We start from the raw sequence: 16,715 nt of genomic DNA on the forward strand, positions 1-16,715 counted from the left end.
AAAAAGCCTTTATTTTTGAGAAAAAAAATCTAACTTCATAATCCAAAGCAAATAAAATAGGATTAATGATTTACTTCCCAAAGAAAAAATATTTTTGTTAACATCATCAAATGTAGTGATAGACAATTTTTTATTGGCAGTTGTTGCATACTTAAGAATTGTTTGTTTTGTTCTTATTTTTAATAAAACAAGCTCTTTTTTATACTTATCATGTGACCCAGAGTTCAATAAGAAACTTTCAGTCATTGAAACTATAGAAGCCAAATCATTTAATGACTTACTTGAATAAATAGATGTTAGAGAGCTTTCATTCGTTCTATTATAATAATAAAGCCCCTTTGGAAGATAAGATATTTTCTTAGCATTAAATAAAAGTCTCATCGTAACATAAAAATCTTCTCCCATGTCAAACCCACTATGAAAGTTAATTTCATTTTTTATATAGAGTTCTCTCTTGACTAGCTTATTACAATTAGAGTTACTTACATTACCAATAAGTAATTGTCTAAACCAATTATCATTACCTCCTTCAATTTTTTCTTTTTTTAATATTAATCGATCACTTTCATATACATTATAAAAGTCACATATAACGATATCACTTTCTTGATTACGAGCCATTTCTAACAAACCAATCAACCAATCTTTATGGACCCAATCATCACTATCCATAAAAATTACGTATTCTCCACTTGACAAGTTAATACCTTCGGCTCGACTAAAAGCAACCCCCCGGTTATCTCGAGAAATAATTCTGATATGATTTTTTCTGTGAGGATAAAAATCAATCAAAGACTTTATTGTCGATAGAGAATTATCTGTTGAACCATCATCAATTATTACAATTTCGAAACAATCTAAAGTCTGTTCAAATAGACTAGATAATGATTTTTTTAAATAAGCATCGGAATTGAATAAAGTCATAATGACTGAAATTGGGTAATCTTTACTCATAATACAACTTTAGTTAAGTGATGAATTTATAAGTTTGCTTGCCTTTATACGCTCTTTATCTAAGATTTCATTGACAATCTTGTAATCAATTTGAGTTGATAAGTCAACTTTTTCTAAACCTTCTACGGAATGGATTAGTCTATTCTCTAGGTTAAAAAGTTTCAGTATCGACAAAAATCTTGCTAATCCTCTTCCCTTATTTCCAATTGCGATGAATTGTTTATTAAATAGAATAGAGAAGGCAACTCCATGGAATGAGTCAGTTATAACAAACTTTGAGTCTGAAAACCCTTTCAACCATTTTGTAACTGGCGGAAAAACGTCATTTTCAGAATGGGCCATTACTGTAAAAGGGCTAAGAGAAAGACGATTCGATATAGTATCAATAATTAATTTTTTTGATTCACTTTTATCAAGAACGTAAACCATTAGGTCACCTTCATTTTCAGAAAGGTTCAATGAATCTTTATTAATCAATTCCTGATAATCATTCTGACTTAATAAAAGTGTCGGATCAATTACATGATGAGCCTTTACTTTAAATACATCATTACATAGATTTACCGCAGAATCTTCGCGCACAGAAACTAAATCAAACTTCTCTAGTAATCGAGAATACTTAATAATTTCTTCCTGTGAATACTCATTACAATGATCTACCCCAAAAGATGCTGCGTATGATATTCTTTTTGTATCAGTATCATTCTCATCTAAAAAGTCCAAGAAAAATGTAGACAAGCTTGAATTATAAGCTGGACGCCAAACTTGATCACTGCCAACAACAAATGCATCAAAGTTATAATATTTAATAAATGACAAATGATCTTTGTGATTTATTTTTTGAGTTGTTTGAATATTTTCTAGAATAAAACGCTCTGTATGTTGTGATCGATTCTGATACAAAAATTTTTATCATCAGTTGTAATTGGTTGTCCAGCCTTACCAAACATATACTTTTGTATTATGTTTTTTAGTATGCCCCTTATACCGAACAACTTAGGTTGTTTTATTTCCTCAAAATCAATGGTATATACATCATACCCAGAAGCTTTTAAATATTTTTGTAATGCAAATGCTTGCAACAAACCGCCATAATTAGTTTTTAAAGGTTGAGTTAAAATACCAATTTTCATTCTATTTCCAAAACTAAGACATTAAATAATATTAGATAAAAGCACAATTAGTTCTAATCAATACTTTTTCAACACACTAAAAATTTTACTTGATATAAATTTCTTCTCTGTTCTATTCAAACCAAAGATAAAAATACAAACACTATTAATTAAACCCACAATCACTATATTTAGAAAACCAAAACCTCCAACCTTATTCAAAACAAACAAGTTGGCAGAAATAGAAATCAGTATTGTAACAATGCTTTTTATTACTACATTTAAATAAAAGTCTCTTATACCTAAACCTATTAAACTCCTTGTGAAAAATAAGCGAGCATTAAATGCTATAAATGACAACGCTATCGTAACTAGCAGAGGGATTAATGGATTAGAGTACTTAATAAGTAAGAAATAAGATATAGGAATATTCAGCAATAGAAGACCACCAACAATTATTTGATAGTATTTTATTTTTCCAGTTGCTTGAACTGACGTCATTAAAGGTGCAGAAAAGCCACAAACTAAACTATCAATTATAATTAACTGAATGAAACTAACCGTATATTCTGGAACTTCTGTTAACCAAATTGATAAAATATACTCTGTATTAAACAAAATAGGAATACTAATAAATCCTATCACTAGAAAAGAATACTTAGACCCGTTTTTTACGAGACCTAACATTGACTCTAGCTCATTCGAAGAATATCTTTTTATTATTTGTGGATTAATTGCTGTATTTATATTCGTAGTAAATCCTAATATAGCAGAGTTTACTTGAACTGCTAAGCCTCTAGCTGCATTAACCGTGGGTCCAAAGAATATATTAATTAAAATATTTACCCCTTGATTAAAACCTACTGCTGATAAGCTTCCAAATAAATTCCATCCACTATAACTTAATAACTCGTTAAACCTTTTTCTAGACCATACAATCTTGAACTTAACATCTTTTATTTGCTTCTTGCAAAAATAAAAAGGAAGCAAGAAACTAATAAATGATAAAAACAATGAAATAATTGAATATACAATTAATTTATCAGCATCTATATATATCAAAGAAATGACTAACAACAATCTAATAATAACGATTGTTATTCCAATTAATGAATATAGCTTCATCTTCTCATAAGAAATTAGCAAGGCATTAAAAGGAGCAGCCATTATTGATATAATAAATGTTAAAACAGATACTTGATAAACCGTTATAGCAGCACTAAATCTAACTGATGGAATATTTATCTTTTCGTAAATAAACCACAAACCGATTGTTTGACTTATGATAACTAAGACTATAGACAAAATAAAGTATACAATCATCGTCATACTAAAGTAATTGCTTATATTACCATTGTTTTTTCCTAACTCATATGAAAAAAATCTCTGCGATGAAGAAGCTAATGCTCCTGTTAAAAAAGATAGAAGAGATACAATCCCTCCTACAATGTTGTAAATCCCGAAGTCCTCAATACCTAGCTCTTGTAACAGCACTCTGGAGCAATAGAGCGTCACAAATAAAGTAATTAACAACTTAAAAAGCAGAAAAAATGAGTTTTTTATCATTCTATATTTTCAGGTAACATTATCTTAAGGTTAAATAACTAGACTATTGTGCTATCTTCATTTATAGAATAAAAATTGTCTAAATTAAGTCTTGGTGAACAGGCATTTTTACTATCACTTTTTGCATATCCAAATGCTATAAGCATAATAATAGACTCATTCTTTTCAATACCTGAAACCTTGTACATTTTTTCATTATTTTCTTTGCTCGTGCACCAATTTAAAGCACAAGAGGAAGCACCTATAGAGTGAAGCGCATAAATAAAACTCATAGCGAACATACCGCCATCAGTGAACGGCTGCGTCCTTTCATCTGGCATATAAAAGGATCTTAGATCACTGGTTATAACACCTAAATATGGAATGTTTTTATTAAACCCTAAATTTCCATTTTGTAGTTTTAATATTTCCCCCATAACTTCCCCTTCAAAAACATGAAGTTTCCAGTGCTGGCGGTTACAAACAGACGGTGTTTTAGCTGTTATTTTCATAATTTTCTCAAGTTGCTCACGAGAAATATTCTTTTCCATATCATAATTTCTACAACTCTGTCTTGATAGTGCAAAACTCTCAAAGAAATCTGATGTATCTTCTATTTTTTTATAATTAACAACGCCTACTGTATTACATATTTTATTATTAAAATCTTCGTGATTAAGTCTATTAATGTGAGATTGAATGGTATCTAATATATGAACGTTGTTTTTTTTGTGAAAATCTACGTATGCTTTTATCGAACCAACAGCAATATAATAGACTTCATTTTTACAGAAATTATTCTCATACTGATTCAGATTTTGTATCAGCCTTTCGATAACTTTTTCTCCAAAGTTATATCTTGGCTTTGGAAGACTTAAAGCTTTTTCTATTCTATGTTTATCTTGTAGAAGCCAACTTTCTAGACTCTTCTGATCATCTTTATTTAAGGCATTTGTAGTGTAATGTAGCTTGAATCTTTTAAAGTCATAATAAAAAACACTCACTAAACTTAATTTCTCAGACAAATTTCTCTTTATTTTCTTCAAAGCTAAATAAATTTTAGATTTTCTTATCAAATTTTTCATCAACATTTACCAATACAAAACTATTTCGCCTTGTAATTATTAATAAGTAATAACGAGACTCTCGTTATTACTTAATTAATAATATTACCGATTTAAGGTTATATTTTTAGTTAACCTTCATTTCATGGTAGAATTACTTTGATTCATAACTGTAATTATAATAACCATAATTACCTCCATAATAACTACTCGCCTTACGAATTACAGCATTTAGAATGAATCCTTTTACTTCTATACCATTTTGTTCAAAACGTTGTTTAGTCACTTCAATTTCTTTAACTGAGTTTTGCCCAAAACGCCCCACAAGCAAGGTCGTCCCAGCATGTGCTCCAACAATCGCTGGATCAGTAACGGCGAGAATAGGCGGCGTATCTACAATCACGATATCGTAATTTTCAGATGCCCAGTCCATCAGTTGTTTAAAACGTGGATGCATCAAGAGTTCAGATGGATTGGGTGGTACGTCACCTCGACCGATAAAATCCATCCCCTCAACACCTGGTTTTTTTAATAGGCTTTCGATGTCAGTTTGACCACTTAAGAAATCAGACAAGCCCGGCTTTGGATTAACAGCCATCTGGTTTTCCATGCGGCCTTTGCGCATATCAGCATCAATCACTAGAACCTTAGAGCCTGATTTGGCAACCACGGCAGCCATATTGGCTGAAACAAATGATTTACCAATGCCAGGACTTGGACCGGAAATCATTATTATATTATTCTTTGCTTCCATCATCGCAAAATGCAGGCTGGTTCGCAGGCTACGCAGAGCTTCAATAGATAAGTCCGCTGGATTGGATACCGCTAGCAAGGTTTCATTTACAGTCAGTTGCTTTTTACCCTTTTGTTTTTTCTCAAGTTCAATTTGCCAGTCCGACATCGGTACACTGGCATATACCGGTAAGCCAATCGCTTCGATTTCATCCGGGTTTTCAACGCCACGATGGAATGCTGCCCGCAACAATGCAATAGCGACAGCCAGCATACCGCCCAGTAGCGTTGCCAATACCACAATTAACGGTTTCTTCGGTTTAACCGCTCGCGAATATGATTGGGCAGCATCCAGAATACGTACATTACCCACCGTACTGGCTTTGACAATATTGAGTTCCTGAACCTTGTTAAGCAGCTGAACATAAATCTGCTGGTTTACTTCCACATCGCGGGTCATGCGCAGCACTTCACGCTGGGTTTTTGGCAATTTCTGAATCTGTCGATTGAGCCTTTCACGCTCCCCCAATAATGTGCGACGCTTGTCAAGCAAAGCCACATAGGCAGGGTGCTCTCTGGTAAAGCGTTGTGAAATTTCGCTTTCCTTGAATGTTAATTCATTGAGCTGAGCTTCAATGGTTACCATGACATCAAGCGTCGATTTCGCCTCAAGTCCAAGGTCAATCGACTCATTTTCCTGGCGGAATTTATTCAGCGTATCTTCAGATGCCGTCAGCTGCGCTTTGATATCTGGCAGGTGTGTGCGTAAAAACTGTAAGCTGTTCTCCGCCTCGGCCGAGTTGCGTGCTACGTTTTGCAAGAAGTAATTCTGGCTGATGTCGTTCAGGATTTCTTCAATTTCATTACGGTTTTCACCGGTAAAACTGAGCTGCAAAATCCCTGTTTGCTTACCGCGTTCACTCACACTCAGGTTTTGCTGAAGCCATTCGATAGCGCCCAATCGCGAGCGCTTGGCCAACGTAAATGCAGCATCGTTTTCGGCAGACAGTGCGGTGACAAATAATTTAAAATCCCCCTGTTGCGCTAGTTCACCGACACGGCCATCAAGTACTGTTTTTTCATTCGCATCGATAAGCGCAAATGTCCCAGCCTCACCATCCATCACCTTGAGCTCAAATACTGGCTCGGTAATGTATTCAGGCACTTCAAAGCGCGAAATCACAATATCACGTTTGTTACCCTGAATACGGGCCAAGCCTTTACCAACAATCGGCAAGTAGTTTGGAGTAGCTACCGTAGTCAGATTCAGTGCATCGACCGTTTTTCCTAAAATCATTCGTGACTTGATGATTTCAATTTCGGTCGTGGCTGAAGATTCGCTGGCAAACAATTCTCCCATATCACCCAGGGCTGGCATGCCAGAGCTTTTCTGCTCAACCTGGATTAAGGCATCCGCCTTATAAATAGGTGTCGCCATCAAGGCATAGGCAATACCGACAACGGCAAATATAAATGTAACCGCAATGATCATCCATCGGTTATCAATCAAGATGCCAAACAGTTTGCCCAAATCAATCTCGGCTGAGTCCTGCTTGACTTGTGTATTATGTGGAACGCTCATAATTTCTCAATAACTAATTTTAATAAAAGTAAGTACTTAAACTCGTAATTTATTTACGGCCAATTACGAACGCGAAGTGCGCCTTCTGTTAGGTTGTTAAAGCCATTGATCGTCGGCAATAGTTGTGTAATCACACGGTTCCAACGACTAATCGGTGCGGCTGTGACATATACAATATCGTATGGCTGAAGCTCAAATTCGGTACCAATCACAAGCGCTGAGGCATCTTGAATATCGAGCTGGTAAAGGTCTGCAATTACATCACTTTGCTGATCTTTTGCTTCCATATTACTACGGATCACAAAAACACCGGTTGCATCTGCAGAAAGTTGGTTGATGCCTCCCACATTGCTTAGAGCTTCTGTCAAACTCATACCAGCACGATCAATCTTGAGTAGTTTGGGTTCATTTACTTCACCCATCACAAACACTTTCTGCGCATCATTACGAGGTACATGTATAATATCACCTGGACGCAATAGGCGATTCTGTGTTAAATCACCACGCTGCATGAGTGCATAGAGTGAAATACTTTCTTCTTTACCATTACGTGTTAGCATGACATTTCGCCAGTCCGCATCTGCAGCAAGACCGCCGGCTTGGTTAATGGCATCTAGGATAGTTAACGGTACGTTGGTAATAGGCTGTTTGCCTGGCTTATTTATTTCACCGGTTACATAGGCCTTTTGTGAACGAAATGAGGCCACATTAACATCTACCTGCGGGCTTTCTATATATGCTGCCAGTCGACGCGCAATTTCCGTTCTGACTTCTGTCACTGTTTTGCCTTCAACTTTTACCTGGCCGATATACGGATAAAAAATCGTGCCATCAGCGTGAACCCAGTTACCGGCTTCAGTAGAACTTCTGTATGAACCAGCAGGAATGGTCAGTTCAGGATGATCCCAAATGGTGATATTCAGGATATCACCCGGGCCAATGCGGTATTGATAACGAGCAATCTCAGCATCCAGCGCGGTATTCGATTTGGCAGATACGTAAGGCTTACTAAACTCTTTGACTTTTCTTGCAGTTAACGGGTAGACGTTTACTTGCTTTGAAATATCAACATTATTATCTGAATTATCAGCAACAATATTTTTGTTCTCAACATTTAGGTGCGAACCAGGCAACGAACATCCTGTTAACAATGCTGAGATTGTCGCTGATATTAAAAGCTTCTTTGAGACGTGCATAAGTGATTTTATCGCTAAGGTAAGTTCAGAAAACTAATGTTGTTGGTACTCATGTAACCACCTGAATATCAACAACATATTTTAAAATGCTATCTTTGGGTTTCGTCCACAAACAGATGTGATGCCCGTTGAAAATCAGCATCGTGATAATGACTAAGACCATATTTCCCGCCTGACTGGCCAGAAGTTACAATCTACCGGCAATGCAAGTTACTTCGGCTATTACGAATAAAGATATGGGTCTTCTTGTCTAAATTAGCCTTTAATAGGCTTTAGACTCGTACTAAAAGTACCTTCATTAGAGCACTTATATGAGAGTGCAATCCTTTGCTATCCAGCAAAGAGTCGACAGGCAAGAACTTGCAAGCATCCAAAAATTAATCTGGGACATCCATCAAAAACATGTAATCGGTAGTAAAATCAATTATACCTTTAACATGCCTACTAAGAATCTTGGGTGTGGGTGTGGGTGTGGAGCAGAAATCCGAACACACTCCATGCAGAGGATTTCAGATACGCTACCGCCCTTGGGTGTGGTTCCCAATAACCAGTATCGTTACCCTTGTTTTGTAAAGCTTTGTGACTTCGTTAAAAAGTGCTAAGACACACCCTCTTTCAAAAACAATAAGATAGGTGTTACTAGCACTTTAAAAAACGGTAATTTTCGCACAAACATTGTCATCATACCTAGTCTGAAGCAGGTATCAATGGTTCAATCATAAAAATTCGCCACAAATTCTACACATTTTCTGTCATGATAGGAATATGAATTTTGTGGCTTATTAACAAATTTGACCGTTCTGATCTTTTAGATTCTGGCGAACACATATTTTCCGTGAAGAAAAAATACATATCTGTCATTAAGTTACACAAGTACTGAATGTGTGTAATTGAGTGTTTTTTGTTCACGGATCTTTTTTATGGGAGTAATATCTAAAAATCGCATGTCATTCACATGACAACATTGGCATTCTTTTGTAACAGCTTTTCTGACGCATTGCGCATTGCTCTCATTCACCATATCATTGCATAGAAGGCGGTTATCGCTTTTGCTTCTTAGAAAAGCATTTTGTTTAGCTAGCTTAATAACAATAAGGGAATAGGATGAAAAAAACTACAATTGCTCTTTTCGCTGCGATGGCAATGACAAGCAGTGTTTTTGCTGCGACTGAAACAGGTTCAACGGCAAGCACAACCGGTACTACAGCCTCTGGCACTACCGCTTCAACAGCAGGTACTACAACTGCAGCATCAACAGGTGCTGCAGCCGGTACAGCGGGTGCAACTGCTGCTGCTGCTGGCGGTATCACTGCTACAGCTGTTGCCGTTGGTGCGGCTGTTGCTGTTGGTGCTGTTGCTGTTGCTGATTCAAGCAACAATAACAACAATTCGACATCTGTCTCTGCAGCTCAAGGTTAATGCTTTAATATCTGCATTAACTTTTGTTGTTTATCGAATAACCGCACTTTGTTGCGGTTATTTTTCACTCATTTCTGTTAAATTTAGTCGATGTTTGACTTTGTTAAATTGCTGATTGAAGCCGGGATGCCTTATATGCAGCGTTTCTTTCTTTTATTCATTTTAATACTCAGTTCCCTTTCTATTTCTGGCTGTAGCCAAAAATTTCAAGATGTAAATGACACATTAAATCTAGCCTTGTTTGGCAATGAGGACACTGTATTGTCTCAATCAGAGATCAAAGCGCTCCCTTATGCCAGTATGTATGCTCAAATTGATGGTGGGCCACAGGCTTTTCTGGTATTGGGGTTAGTTGAACCCACCAATCAATTTAAAACTCATCCATCAACCAAAAAACAGTTTCACTCAACAGAATCTCAAACCTCATCTTTGACCACAGAGAAACAGCAATTAAAGTGGTTGTCTTCTGATAAAGGGATGTTGGTAACTCAATCTGGCCGACTGGTGAAAACGCTGAATCTCCCCCATGGAAATCTATCGTATATTTCGAATCTCGATCACGATCCAGTTGCTATCGGTTTGCACCAGTCAAATGCTCCCCAAGAGTGGACTCGATTTATTGACTGGCAGCCGGGATACCATTTTGGTTACACCTTAAGCTCACGCTTTGCTCCCGGGGAAAAACAAACAATTCGCGTTAACGAACAATTAATTGATGTTCTTTACATTATCGAACATGTAATTGTTCGGGAACTTGACCTTGAGTTTGAAAATGAGTTTTGGATTGATTCCAATACTGGTCAGGTCATTAAGTCTCGCCAGAAGATAGCGCCTGGATTGCCGTATATAAGTACTACCATTCTCAAACCTTTTGCTTAATCTACAGGGATTGTTAATGAACACGTTTCAACAAAAAAGTAGTTTATTAAAAAAAGCTCAATTTCTTGCCAGTTCCGGGGTTGTTTTATGCCTAATGGCTTATAACTCTGCTTTTGCATCTACAGTATCTACATCAAGTATCATTTCGACGTCTTCTATTTCTGATTCATCGATTCCTGCTCAGCAAAAGCCAAAAGTTCTCCTTTTTAGTGGATTGGCTCAGTCATCACTTGAGGATAGAGACAGCCAGCATATTGAATTGAATTATTCAAACCCTATCCGTTTATCTCAACTACTCAAAGATAGCGCAGATAACCTCAATAAGTTTCACATTGATGCTTTATTGGCAGATACCTCCGCCTACTGGGCCGGCGCTGGGCTTTTTGAATATTTCCCACACCCAATAAAAGCAGAAGTATTATCGCAAATAAAATCATTATCTCTGTCCCGACCGGAAACACTGGGCTTATCCACTCAACAGGAGATTGTTCAATCTCTTGCCATTGGTAAACGTGTTTTTACGCCTTTGGACGTAGACCTTGTTCGCATTGACAAAAAGCACAATCCTCTTTTATCTCGAAACTTCACGTTCGTTTTACCGCCACGCCCAAATCATGTGCTTGTTTTGGGCGCTGTAGGTAAACCGGGTCAACAACGCTGGCAATCAAGATCAGGTGCTGATACCTATATTCAGCAGGCTCTCCCACTAAATCTCGCTGACAATAGCTATGCGACTGTTATCCAACCAGATGGTGTCATCGAGACACATAGCATCGCCTACTGGAATAGGAACCACAAAGATATCGCACCAGGAGCGGCCATTTATCTCGGCTTCAGCCGCTTGCCATCAGAGCTTTCGTCTTTTAATGCCAATATGATTGAACTTCTTCGGAACAAGGCCTTGTGATGCAACCAGTTATGAAAATATCGTTATCGGCCATCACACTGGCCATGTTACCCATTTATCAAAGTTACGCTGACGAATTCAGCTATCCGCTTAACCAACCCTCTCAAACAGATTTTGGGGGAGTTGGCTTAATACAAATGCCATCAGCACGCATGGCTCCAGAAGGTGAACTGACACTCGGAGCAACTTATAACGATGAATATCATCATTACAACGTCTCTCTTCAGCTATTGCCATGGCTAGAAACCACCATTCGTTACACTTTGGTTCAGGATCTTCTGTACAGTAATGATCCTAACTTTAGTGATGATACAAAATACACAGATAAAGGCATCGATGTAAAAGTCAGGCTTTTAAAAGAAAGTTATTGGATACCTGAAACTGCCATTGGTGTGCGAGATTTTGGTGGTACAGGGCTGTTTGACGGCGAGTTTATTGCCGCCAGCAAACATGTAGGCCCATTCGATTTCACCATTGGTGTTGGCTGGGGTTACATAGGTAACAGCGGCAATTTAACCGGTGATAAGCGTAGTAGTGACGATTGTGGGCGTGGTACTGACTATAAAGGAAAGGGCGGTAGCTTCGATATTGATCGTATGTTCACTGGTTGTAGTGCCTTGTTCGGTGGTGTTGAATACCAAAGTCCTTGGTCACCACTCCGACTGAAGCTTGAATATGACGGTAACGACTATAAAAGCGACTTCCCTGTTACACGTGGCAACATTACCATGCCGCAAGACAGTAAATTTAACTATGGTGTACTTTACAGGCTTGGGGACTGGGGGGATCTTCGCCTGAGTTATGAGCGAGGAAACACCTGGACATTTGGTTTTAATCTAAACACCAACTTTAATGACTTAAAATCAACCTGGTTGGACGATCCTGCACCAGATTATCATCCAGGGAAAAATCATGCCTCGTATAAACTTTCAGATGAGGCTTGGGAGCAACTAGCACAAGATCTCCATCAAATCGCAGGGTATGAAGATCCGAGTATTTATGCCGATAACGATTCAATTACGGTTGTCTCTCCGCAAACTAAATACCGTGAGAGAAATGAAGCTCTGCTGCGAGCAAGTACACTTTTAGCCAATCAAGGGCCTCAAGCCTCTGAATATAGAATTGTTGAAACGTCAAACTACCAGCCGGTTACCGAAACTCGCATTAACGCTGAACAGTTCGCCAAAGTAGCGAACCATGAAGAGATCAACACCTCGGTTGCTGATGTCGCCCAAAACCAAAACCCAACGACACCACAAGGGACTCTGTACGCCAGATCAGAGAAGCAGTGGGATTACAGTTTTTCCCCTACCCTACAGCAATCTTTTGGGGGTTCAGAAAATTTTTACATGTTTAACATTGGGGTCAATGCTGGCGCAAATTACTGGTTTACCAAGCATGTAGAATTTGGCGGTTCAGTCTATTTCAACATTTACGATAATTACGATAAATTCTTATACGAAGTGCCACCAGATGGCACAGACTTGAAACGTGTTCGAACGTTAGTACGCCAATACATAAATGATAACCCTGTTCGCATGAATAACTTACAGTTGACCTGGATGGACCAAGTCAGCAGTAACTGGTATGCACAGGCATATGGTGGGTATCTGGAAATGATGTTCGGTGGCATCGGTGGCGAAATCCTTTACCGTCCTTTAGGTAGTAATTGGGCTGTAGGATTCGATGCCAACTACGTTGTTCAACGAGATCCTGACTCACAGTTTGGTTTCTTTAAGGAGGAGGTTCAATTTGATCCTCTGACCAACCGTAACTACCGCGTTCAAACGGGCGGGTTAACCGGACACGCAACCCTGTACTATCAGCCTCAATGGAACTGGATTCCTAATACTTTGTTAAAGCTCAGTGCTGGTCAGTATCTTACTGAAGACAAGGGCTTAACTATTGATTTTTCAAAACAGTTTGACAGTGGTGTTATTGCCGGGGCCTTCGCGGCTTTCACCGATCTTTCTTCAGAGGAGTTTGGTGAAGGTAGTTTCAACAAAGGCTTCTACATATCCATTCCCTTTGATGTCATGACAGTTAAGCCTAGTACCAATCGAGCGACAATATCTTGGTTACCACTTTCTAGAGATGGTGGCCAAATGCTCAACCGCAAATATCAACTGTTTAACGTCACTGATGCCCGTTCCCCATGGTATGGTAGGAACGCAATTAATTAACATTTAGCTATCGTATCAAAACACTAGCGCCATTACGTTAAGTCAAAGTAATGGCGCTATTTTTATATAAGTGATTGTTTTATTGTCATAACATACATTTAATTAAATATTTTTACATTTTTTAAAAAACATACAAATAAAACTCGTCACTATACCAGTTTGGAATATGAAACAATCAAACTAAACAGCCACAAATTTAAAAAAAATAAAAGTCGAAAAATTAAGCCCGTATCAGATCTGTGACATCTTGCCTAATTAATTTATATTTGTGATTTTCTTATCTATAAATAGACTATTATATGTAGTAATAACATTGTCAATAAAATGACAAGCACATCAAATAAAAGTCATATAAATGACGAACATAAGAGGTATTCATAATGTTTAGGGCCTATGCTCGCTTTACGCTTAATCACCCTATTCTTCACTCTATAAACTTATTGATAGTGCTATTTATTTTTATTTTCAGTAGCTATCAACTACTTGCTAATGAAAACATAATATATGCAACTGGTTTTTTATTAACCATTTTTCCGACGATCATCTTTGCTAAATCCTCTGATTATCGAAGAAAGTATTTAAGCACAGATAATTAGACAATAGTGGATATAAAAAAGGCATCTAGTATAGATGCCTTTTTTTCATCAATGATCTGCAGACATCTTAAGATTTTCCCACATCTGCTTCACTATCACTTGATCAACAGGTGAGAGTTCTGATTGGGCAGTGGCGATACTCTCATCGACTTTCGTATTCATAGCATCGACAGAAAATTGTTCTTCTTGCTCACACTGCGCTGCAGATAACGAGATGTGACCACGAATGTAACCACCTGCAAACAACTCATCATCAGAAGCTGTTTCGACCATCTCATCAATCAAACTCAGCAGTTTTTCTTCATATTGCTGGATCATTTTACTCTCAATAACGGTTTAATATGCAAAGAGTTAAGCCACAACACTATTATTTATGGCTGGAAAATCAGATGTTTCAAGAGGCCCTATCTGATAGAAATCTCTCAGAGCATCAGAAAGGCTTTGTACTCGCTCAGATAGACCACTAGTTAAATATTCAAAAACCTGCTCACGTACTTTATTGGTAAATGCGACACGATCAGGCTCACAGCTTCCGCTCAGGTTATCACAGCTAACCTGAAATCGAAAACCACAGCTGGCCGACAATATCCATTCAATAGCCTGAGGCTTAATTTCGACCTTTTCAAACGCGGCCTGAACCTCTGCCGTACGACCATCCGGCTCATACCAATAACCGTAGTCTTCCAGCAGGCGACGCTTGGGACCTGCAATACACCAATGAGCAATCTCATGCAGTGCCGAGGCAAAATAACCTCGGGCAAAGATCACTCTATGGTGGGGATTGTCCGCATCGGCCGGGAGATAAATGGGCTCGTCGCCTCCGAGGATCAATTCGGTGTTGTAGCTTTCGAGAAAGCAGCGATTGAAAATCGCAATAATGTCATCATTTTTATGGTCGTCGATATGAACATTATTATTAAGGTTCTTAGTCATGATGCATTCATGTCATGGAGAATAATTGTAATTGATGGTTCAGCGATTACGACTCTTGACCCGGTCTCCTGCTCCGCGGCCAATAGCCGTTTGCAGAATGTAGGCAAAATAAGCTTTTAGGTTGAAAGTTTGGATCATCTCACGATCCATGTCCGCCAGTTCTACTGGCGTCGACATGTCGACCCCGTTGATCTGGGCCAGGCCGGTGATCCCCGGCAGGACATCAAGCACGCCGCGCTGCTGGCGCGCTTCAATCAGTTCCACTTGGTTGAACAGGCAAGGACGAGGCCCCACCAAGCTCATTTCCCCTTTGACCACATTGATCAGCTGCGGCAGTTCATCCAGCTTGGTTTTGCGCAAGAAAGCGCCCAGTTTAGTCACCGAACTAGCATCGACCAAGTGAGTGGCAACCGATGCGGTTTCAACCGGCATGGTACGGAACTTCACCAGCGTAAAAGGCTGCTGATTTTTACCGACCCGCTCCTGGCGAAAAATCGGCTGCCCGGTATCTCGCTTGCCGAGGAGATAAACAATAACAAATACCGGCGATAGGCAGATAAGCCCACACAAGGCGAAAAAACGATCGAGGAAGCGGATTAAAGGCGATTGCATATTACTTCTGTTGGCTGGGTTCAGATACTGTCTGCTTCAGGCCTTCGGCGACGCTATATGGCGGCGTCCAACCCAAACAGGATTTGGTCTCACTAATATCAAGCTGAAGATTACCACACAAACGCTCACCAATGGCAGGCTTGCCCAGCAATTTCGTCACCGTCATTAGCCATGAAGCGGGTACTGGAATCAAACGGCTCGGTTTGCCCATAGCTTTTGCAAGGGCAGATAGTAGCTGTGTTGTTGATAAATCATCATTATCAGAGACTAAGAAGGTTTTGTTGGCGGCCTTTGGGCTACTGATACAATTAATAATCAAGTCAATCAGGTTACCCACATACACCATACTGCGCTGATTATGAATTGCCCCCAGTGGCAAAGGTAACCCTTTAGACGCTAATTTAATCAATGAGGCAAAATTGGCTTTAACCCCTGGGCCGTAAATCAATGGAGGGCGAATTATCACCATTTCCATACCCGTTTGTTCGGCAAGCTCTCGCAGCCCCAACTCGGCTTCGTACTTACTCAGAGCATAGAGATCATGAGGAGCACGCTCCACATCTGGGGTAAAAGGCTTGCCTGACTCGGTCGATTCGCCATTGACCTTAATACTGCTGATGAAGATAAAACGCTTTACGCCAGCCTCAGCGGCCTGTTGTGCCAACTGTAATGTACTCGCGGTGTTTATTTTACGGTATTCAGCGAGTGGATTATCGGCAAATTCATTCATCACATGGGCACGACCTGCACAGTGGATGATGGCCTCGCAGCCTTTCAATTCGTCGATCAAATCAAAGGTTGCCCCTAAATCGAAAAACACATCACTGTCATATTGAACCTTCCTAACCGCACAAATCACTTCGAATTCAGAACGTGAATTCAGGCTGTCGACCAGTTGTTTCCCGACAAAGCCTGTGCTACCTGTAACAAATACTTTCAAACTTAAGTCTCTTTAACGCTATTTCATAAAAAAAAGAGTATCATACGCCTAGCTTCAACCA

15 protein-coding genes are annotated in these 16,715 nt (G+C 38.9%); 4 read left to right on the plus strand and 11 right to left on the minus strand.

Going from position 1 to position 16,715, the window contains the following annotated elements; all coding sequences use genetic code 11:
- Positions 1-9 precede the first annotated feature (9 nt).
- From FH974_RS11330 to FH974_RS11360, 7 genes are all read right to left on the minus strand, one after another.
- On the minus strand, positions 10-954 hold the full coding sequence (locus FH974_RS11330; protein WP_047883785.1) for a glycosyltransferase family 2 protein: 945 nt from the start codon (positions 952-954) through the stop codon (positions 10-12).
- A gap of 9 nt (positions 955-963) precedes the next feature.
- Positions 964-1,857 carry a polysaccharide pyruvyl transferase family protein gene (locus FH974_RS11335; RefSeq protein WP_207103283.1) on the minus strand — a complete coding sequence of 298 codons (894 nt, stop codon included), beginning with the start codon at positions 1,855-1,857 and terminating at the stop codon, positions 964-966.
- Complete coding sequence (locus tag FH974_RS11340) at positions 1,815-2,087, minus strand: hypothetical protein (RefSeq protein WP_207103284.1); 273 nt, start codon at positions 2,085-2,087, stop codon at positions 1,815-1,817. The genes FH974_RS11335 and FH974_RS11340 overlap by 43 nt, the downstream gene beginning before the upstream one ends.
- 57 nt (positions 2,088-2,144) lie before the next feature.
- Positions 2,145-3,632, minus strand: coding sequence for an oligosaccharide flippase family protein (locus FH974_RS11345; protein WP_047883787.1), 1,488 nt, complete (start codon positions 3,630-3,632; stop codon positions 2,145-2,147).
- Positions 3,633-3,670: 38 nt separating this feature from the next.
- Positions 3,671-4,696, minus strand: coding sequence for a nitroreductase family protein (locus FH974_RS11350; protein ID WP_169776008.1), 1,026 nt, complete (start codon positions 4,694-4,696; stop codon positions 3,671-3,673).
- Between the two features lie 133 nt (positions 4,697-4,829).
- Positions 4,830-6,989: a polysaccharide biosynthesis tyrosine autokinase gene (locus FH974_RS11355; RefSeq protein WP_047883788.1), complete on the minus strand. Its 2,160-nt coding sequence runs from the start codon at positions 6,987-6,989 to the stop codon at positions 4,830-4,832.
- 53 nt (positions 6,990-7,042) lie between these two features.
- Positions 7,043-8,185, minus strand: a complete 1,143-nt coding sequence (locus tag FH974_RS11360) for a polysaccharide export protein (protein ID WP_047883789.1) — start codon at positions 8,183-8,185, stop codon at positions 7,043-7,045.
- Positions 8,186-9,289: 1,104 nt separating this feature from the next.
- Here FH974_RS11360 and FH974_RS11365 point away from each other — a divergent pair.
- The 4 genes from FH974_RS11365 to FH974_RS11380 all read left to right on the plus strand — a co-directional run bounded on the left by FH974_RS11365 (position 9,290) and on the right by FH974_RS11380 (position 13,573).
- The gene (locus FH974_RS11365; RefSeq protein ID WP_084712451.1) at positions 9,290-9,604 is read left to right on the plus strand and encodes a hypothetical protein; all 315 of its coding nucleotides are present in this window, start codon (positions 9,290-9,292) and stop codon (positions 9,602-9,604) included.
- 90 nt (positions 9,605-9,694) lie between these two features.
- A complete protein-coding gene (locus tag FH974_RS11370) occupies positions 9,695-10,483 on the plus strand; it encodes a YjbF family lipoprotein (protein WP_242551826.1) in 789 nt (262 codons plus the stop codon).
- Between the two features lie 16 nt (positions 10,484-10,499).
- On the plus strand, positions 10,500-11,390 hold the full coding sequence (locus FH974_RS11375; RefSeq protein ID WP_053061722.1) for a capsule biosynthesis GfcC family protein: 891 nt from the start codon (positions 10,500-10,502) through the stop codon (positions 11,388-11,390).
- An 11-nt stretch (positions 11,391-11,401) separates the two neighbouring features.
- Positions 11,402-13,573, plus strand: coding sequence for a YjbH domain-containing protein (locus tag FH974_RS11380; RefSeq protein WP_047883975.1), 2,172 nt, complete (start codon positions 11,402-11,404; stop codon positions 13,571-13,573).
- A 644-nt stretch (positions 13,574-14,217) separates the two neighbouring features.
- Here the strand turns inward: FH974_RS11380 and FH974_RS11385 are convergent.
- The 4 genes from FH974_RS11385 to FH974_RS11400 are packed head-to-tail and all read right to left on the minus strand — an operon-like array spanning position 14,218 to position 16,654.
- Positions 14,218-14,487, minus strand: coding sequence for a YfcL family protein (locus tag FH974_RS11385; protein ID WP_047883792.1), 270 nt, complete (start codon positions 14,485-14,487; stop codon positions 14,218-14,220).
- Positions 14,488-14,520: 33 nt separating this feature from the next.
- Entirely contained in the window at positions 14,521-15,102 is a 582-nt protein-coding gene (locus FH974_RS11390) for an elongation factor P hydroxylase (RefSeq protein ID WP_207103285.1), read from the minus strand.
- 39 nt (positions 15,103-15,141) lie between these two features.
- Entirely contained in the window at positions 15,142-15,714 is a 573-nt protein-coding gene (locus tag FH974_RS11395) for a sugar transferase (RefSeq protein ID WP_047883800.1), read from the minus strand.
- A gap of 1 nt (position 15,715) precedes the next feature.
- Complete coding sequence (locus FH974_RS11400) at positions 15,716-16,654, minus strand: UDP-glucose 4-epimerase family protein (protein ID WP_047883801.1); 939 nt, start codon at positions 16,652-16,654, stop codon at positions 15,716-15,718.
- Between the last annotated feature and the right edge of the window lie 61 nt (positions 16,655-16,715).

The sequence above is a fragment of the Photobacterium ganghwense genome (assembly GCF_017329545.1).
GTDB classification, from domain to species: domain Bacteria; phylum Pseudomonadota; class Gammaproteobacteria; order Enterobacterales; family Vibrionaceae; genus Photobacterium; species Photobacterium ganghwense.

What these genes read in the sequence shown, in the direction of transcription:
- FH974_RS11390 (WP_207103285.1), bottom strand. Translation starts at nt 15,102, where the DNA reads ATGACTAAGAACCTTAATAATAATGTTCATATCGACGACCATAAAAAT.
- FH974_RS11350 (WP_169776008.1), bottom strand. Translation starts at nt 4,696, where the DNA reads ATGAAAAATTTGATAAGAAAATCTAAAATTTATTTAGCTTTGAAGAAA.
- FH974_RS11385 (WP_047883792.1), bottom strand. Translation starts at nt 14,487, where the DNA reads ATGATCCAGCAATATGAAGAAAAACTGCTGAGTTTGATTGATGAGATG.
- FH974_RS11370 (WP_242551826.1), top strand. Translation starts at nt 9,695, where the DNA reads ATGTTTGACTTTGTTAAATTGCTGATTGAAGCCGGGATGCCTTATATG.
- FH974_RS11330 (WP_047883785.1), bottom strand. Translation starts at nt 954, where the DNA reads ATGAGTAAAGATTACCCAATTTCAGTCATTATGACTTTATTCAATTCC.
- FH974_RS11395 (WP_047883800.1), bottom strand. Translation starts at nt 15,714, where the DNA reads ATGCAATCGCCTTTAATCCGCTTCCTCGATCGTTTTTTCGCCTTGTGT.
- FH974_RS11360 (WP_047883789.1), bottom strand. Translation starts at nt 8,185, where the DNA reads ATGCACGTCTCAAAGAAGCTTTTAATATCAGCGACAATCTCAGCATTG.
- FH974_RS11375 (WP_053061722.1), top strand. Translation starts at nt 10,500, where the DNA reads ATGAACACGTTTCAACAAAAAAGTAGTTTATTAAAAAAAGCTCAATTT.
- FH974_RS11380 (WP_047883975.1), top strand. Translation starts at nt 11,402, where the DNA reads ATGAAAATATCGTTATCGGCCATCACACTGGCCATGTTACCCATTTAT.
- FH974_RS11340 (WP_207103284.1), bottom strand. Translation starts at nt 2,087, where the DNA reads ATGAAAATTGGTATTTTAACTCAACCTTTAAAAACTAATTATGGCGGT.
- FH974_RS11355 (WP_047883788.1), bottom strand. Translation starts at nt 6,989, where the DNA reads ATGAGCGTTCCACATAATACACAAGTCAAGCAGGACTCAGCCGAGATT.
- FH974_RS11345 (WP_047883787.1), bottom strand. Translation starts at nt 3,632, where the DNA reads ATGATAAAAAACTCATTTTTTCTGCTTTTTAAGTTGTTAATTACTTTA.
- FH974_RS11365 (WP_084712451.1), top strand. Translation starts at nt 9,290, where the DNA reads ATGAAAAAAACTACAATTGCTCTTTTCGCTGCGATGGCAATGACAAGC.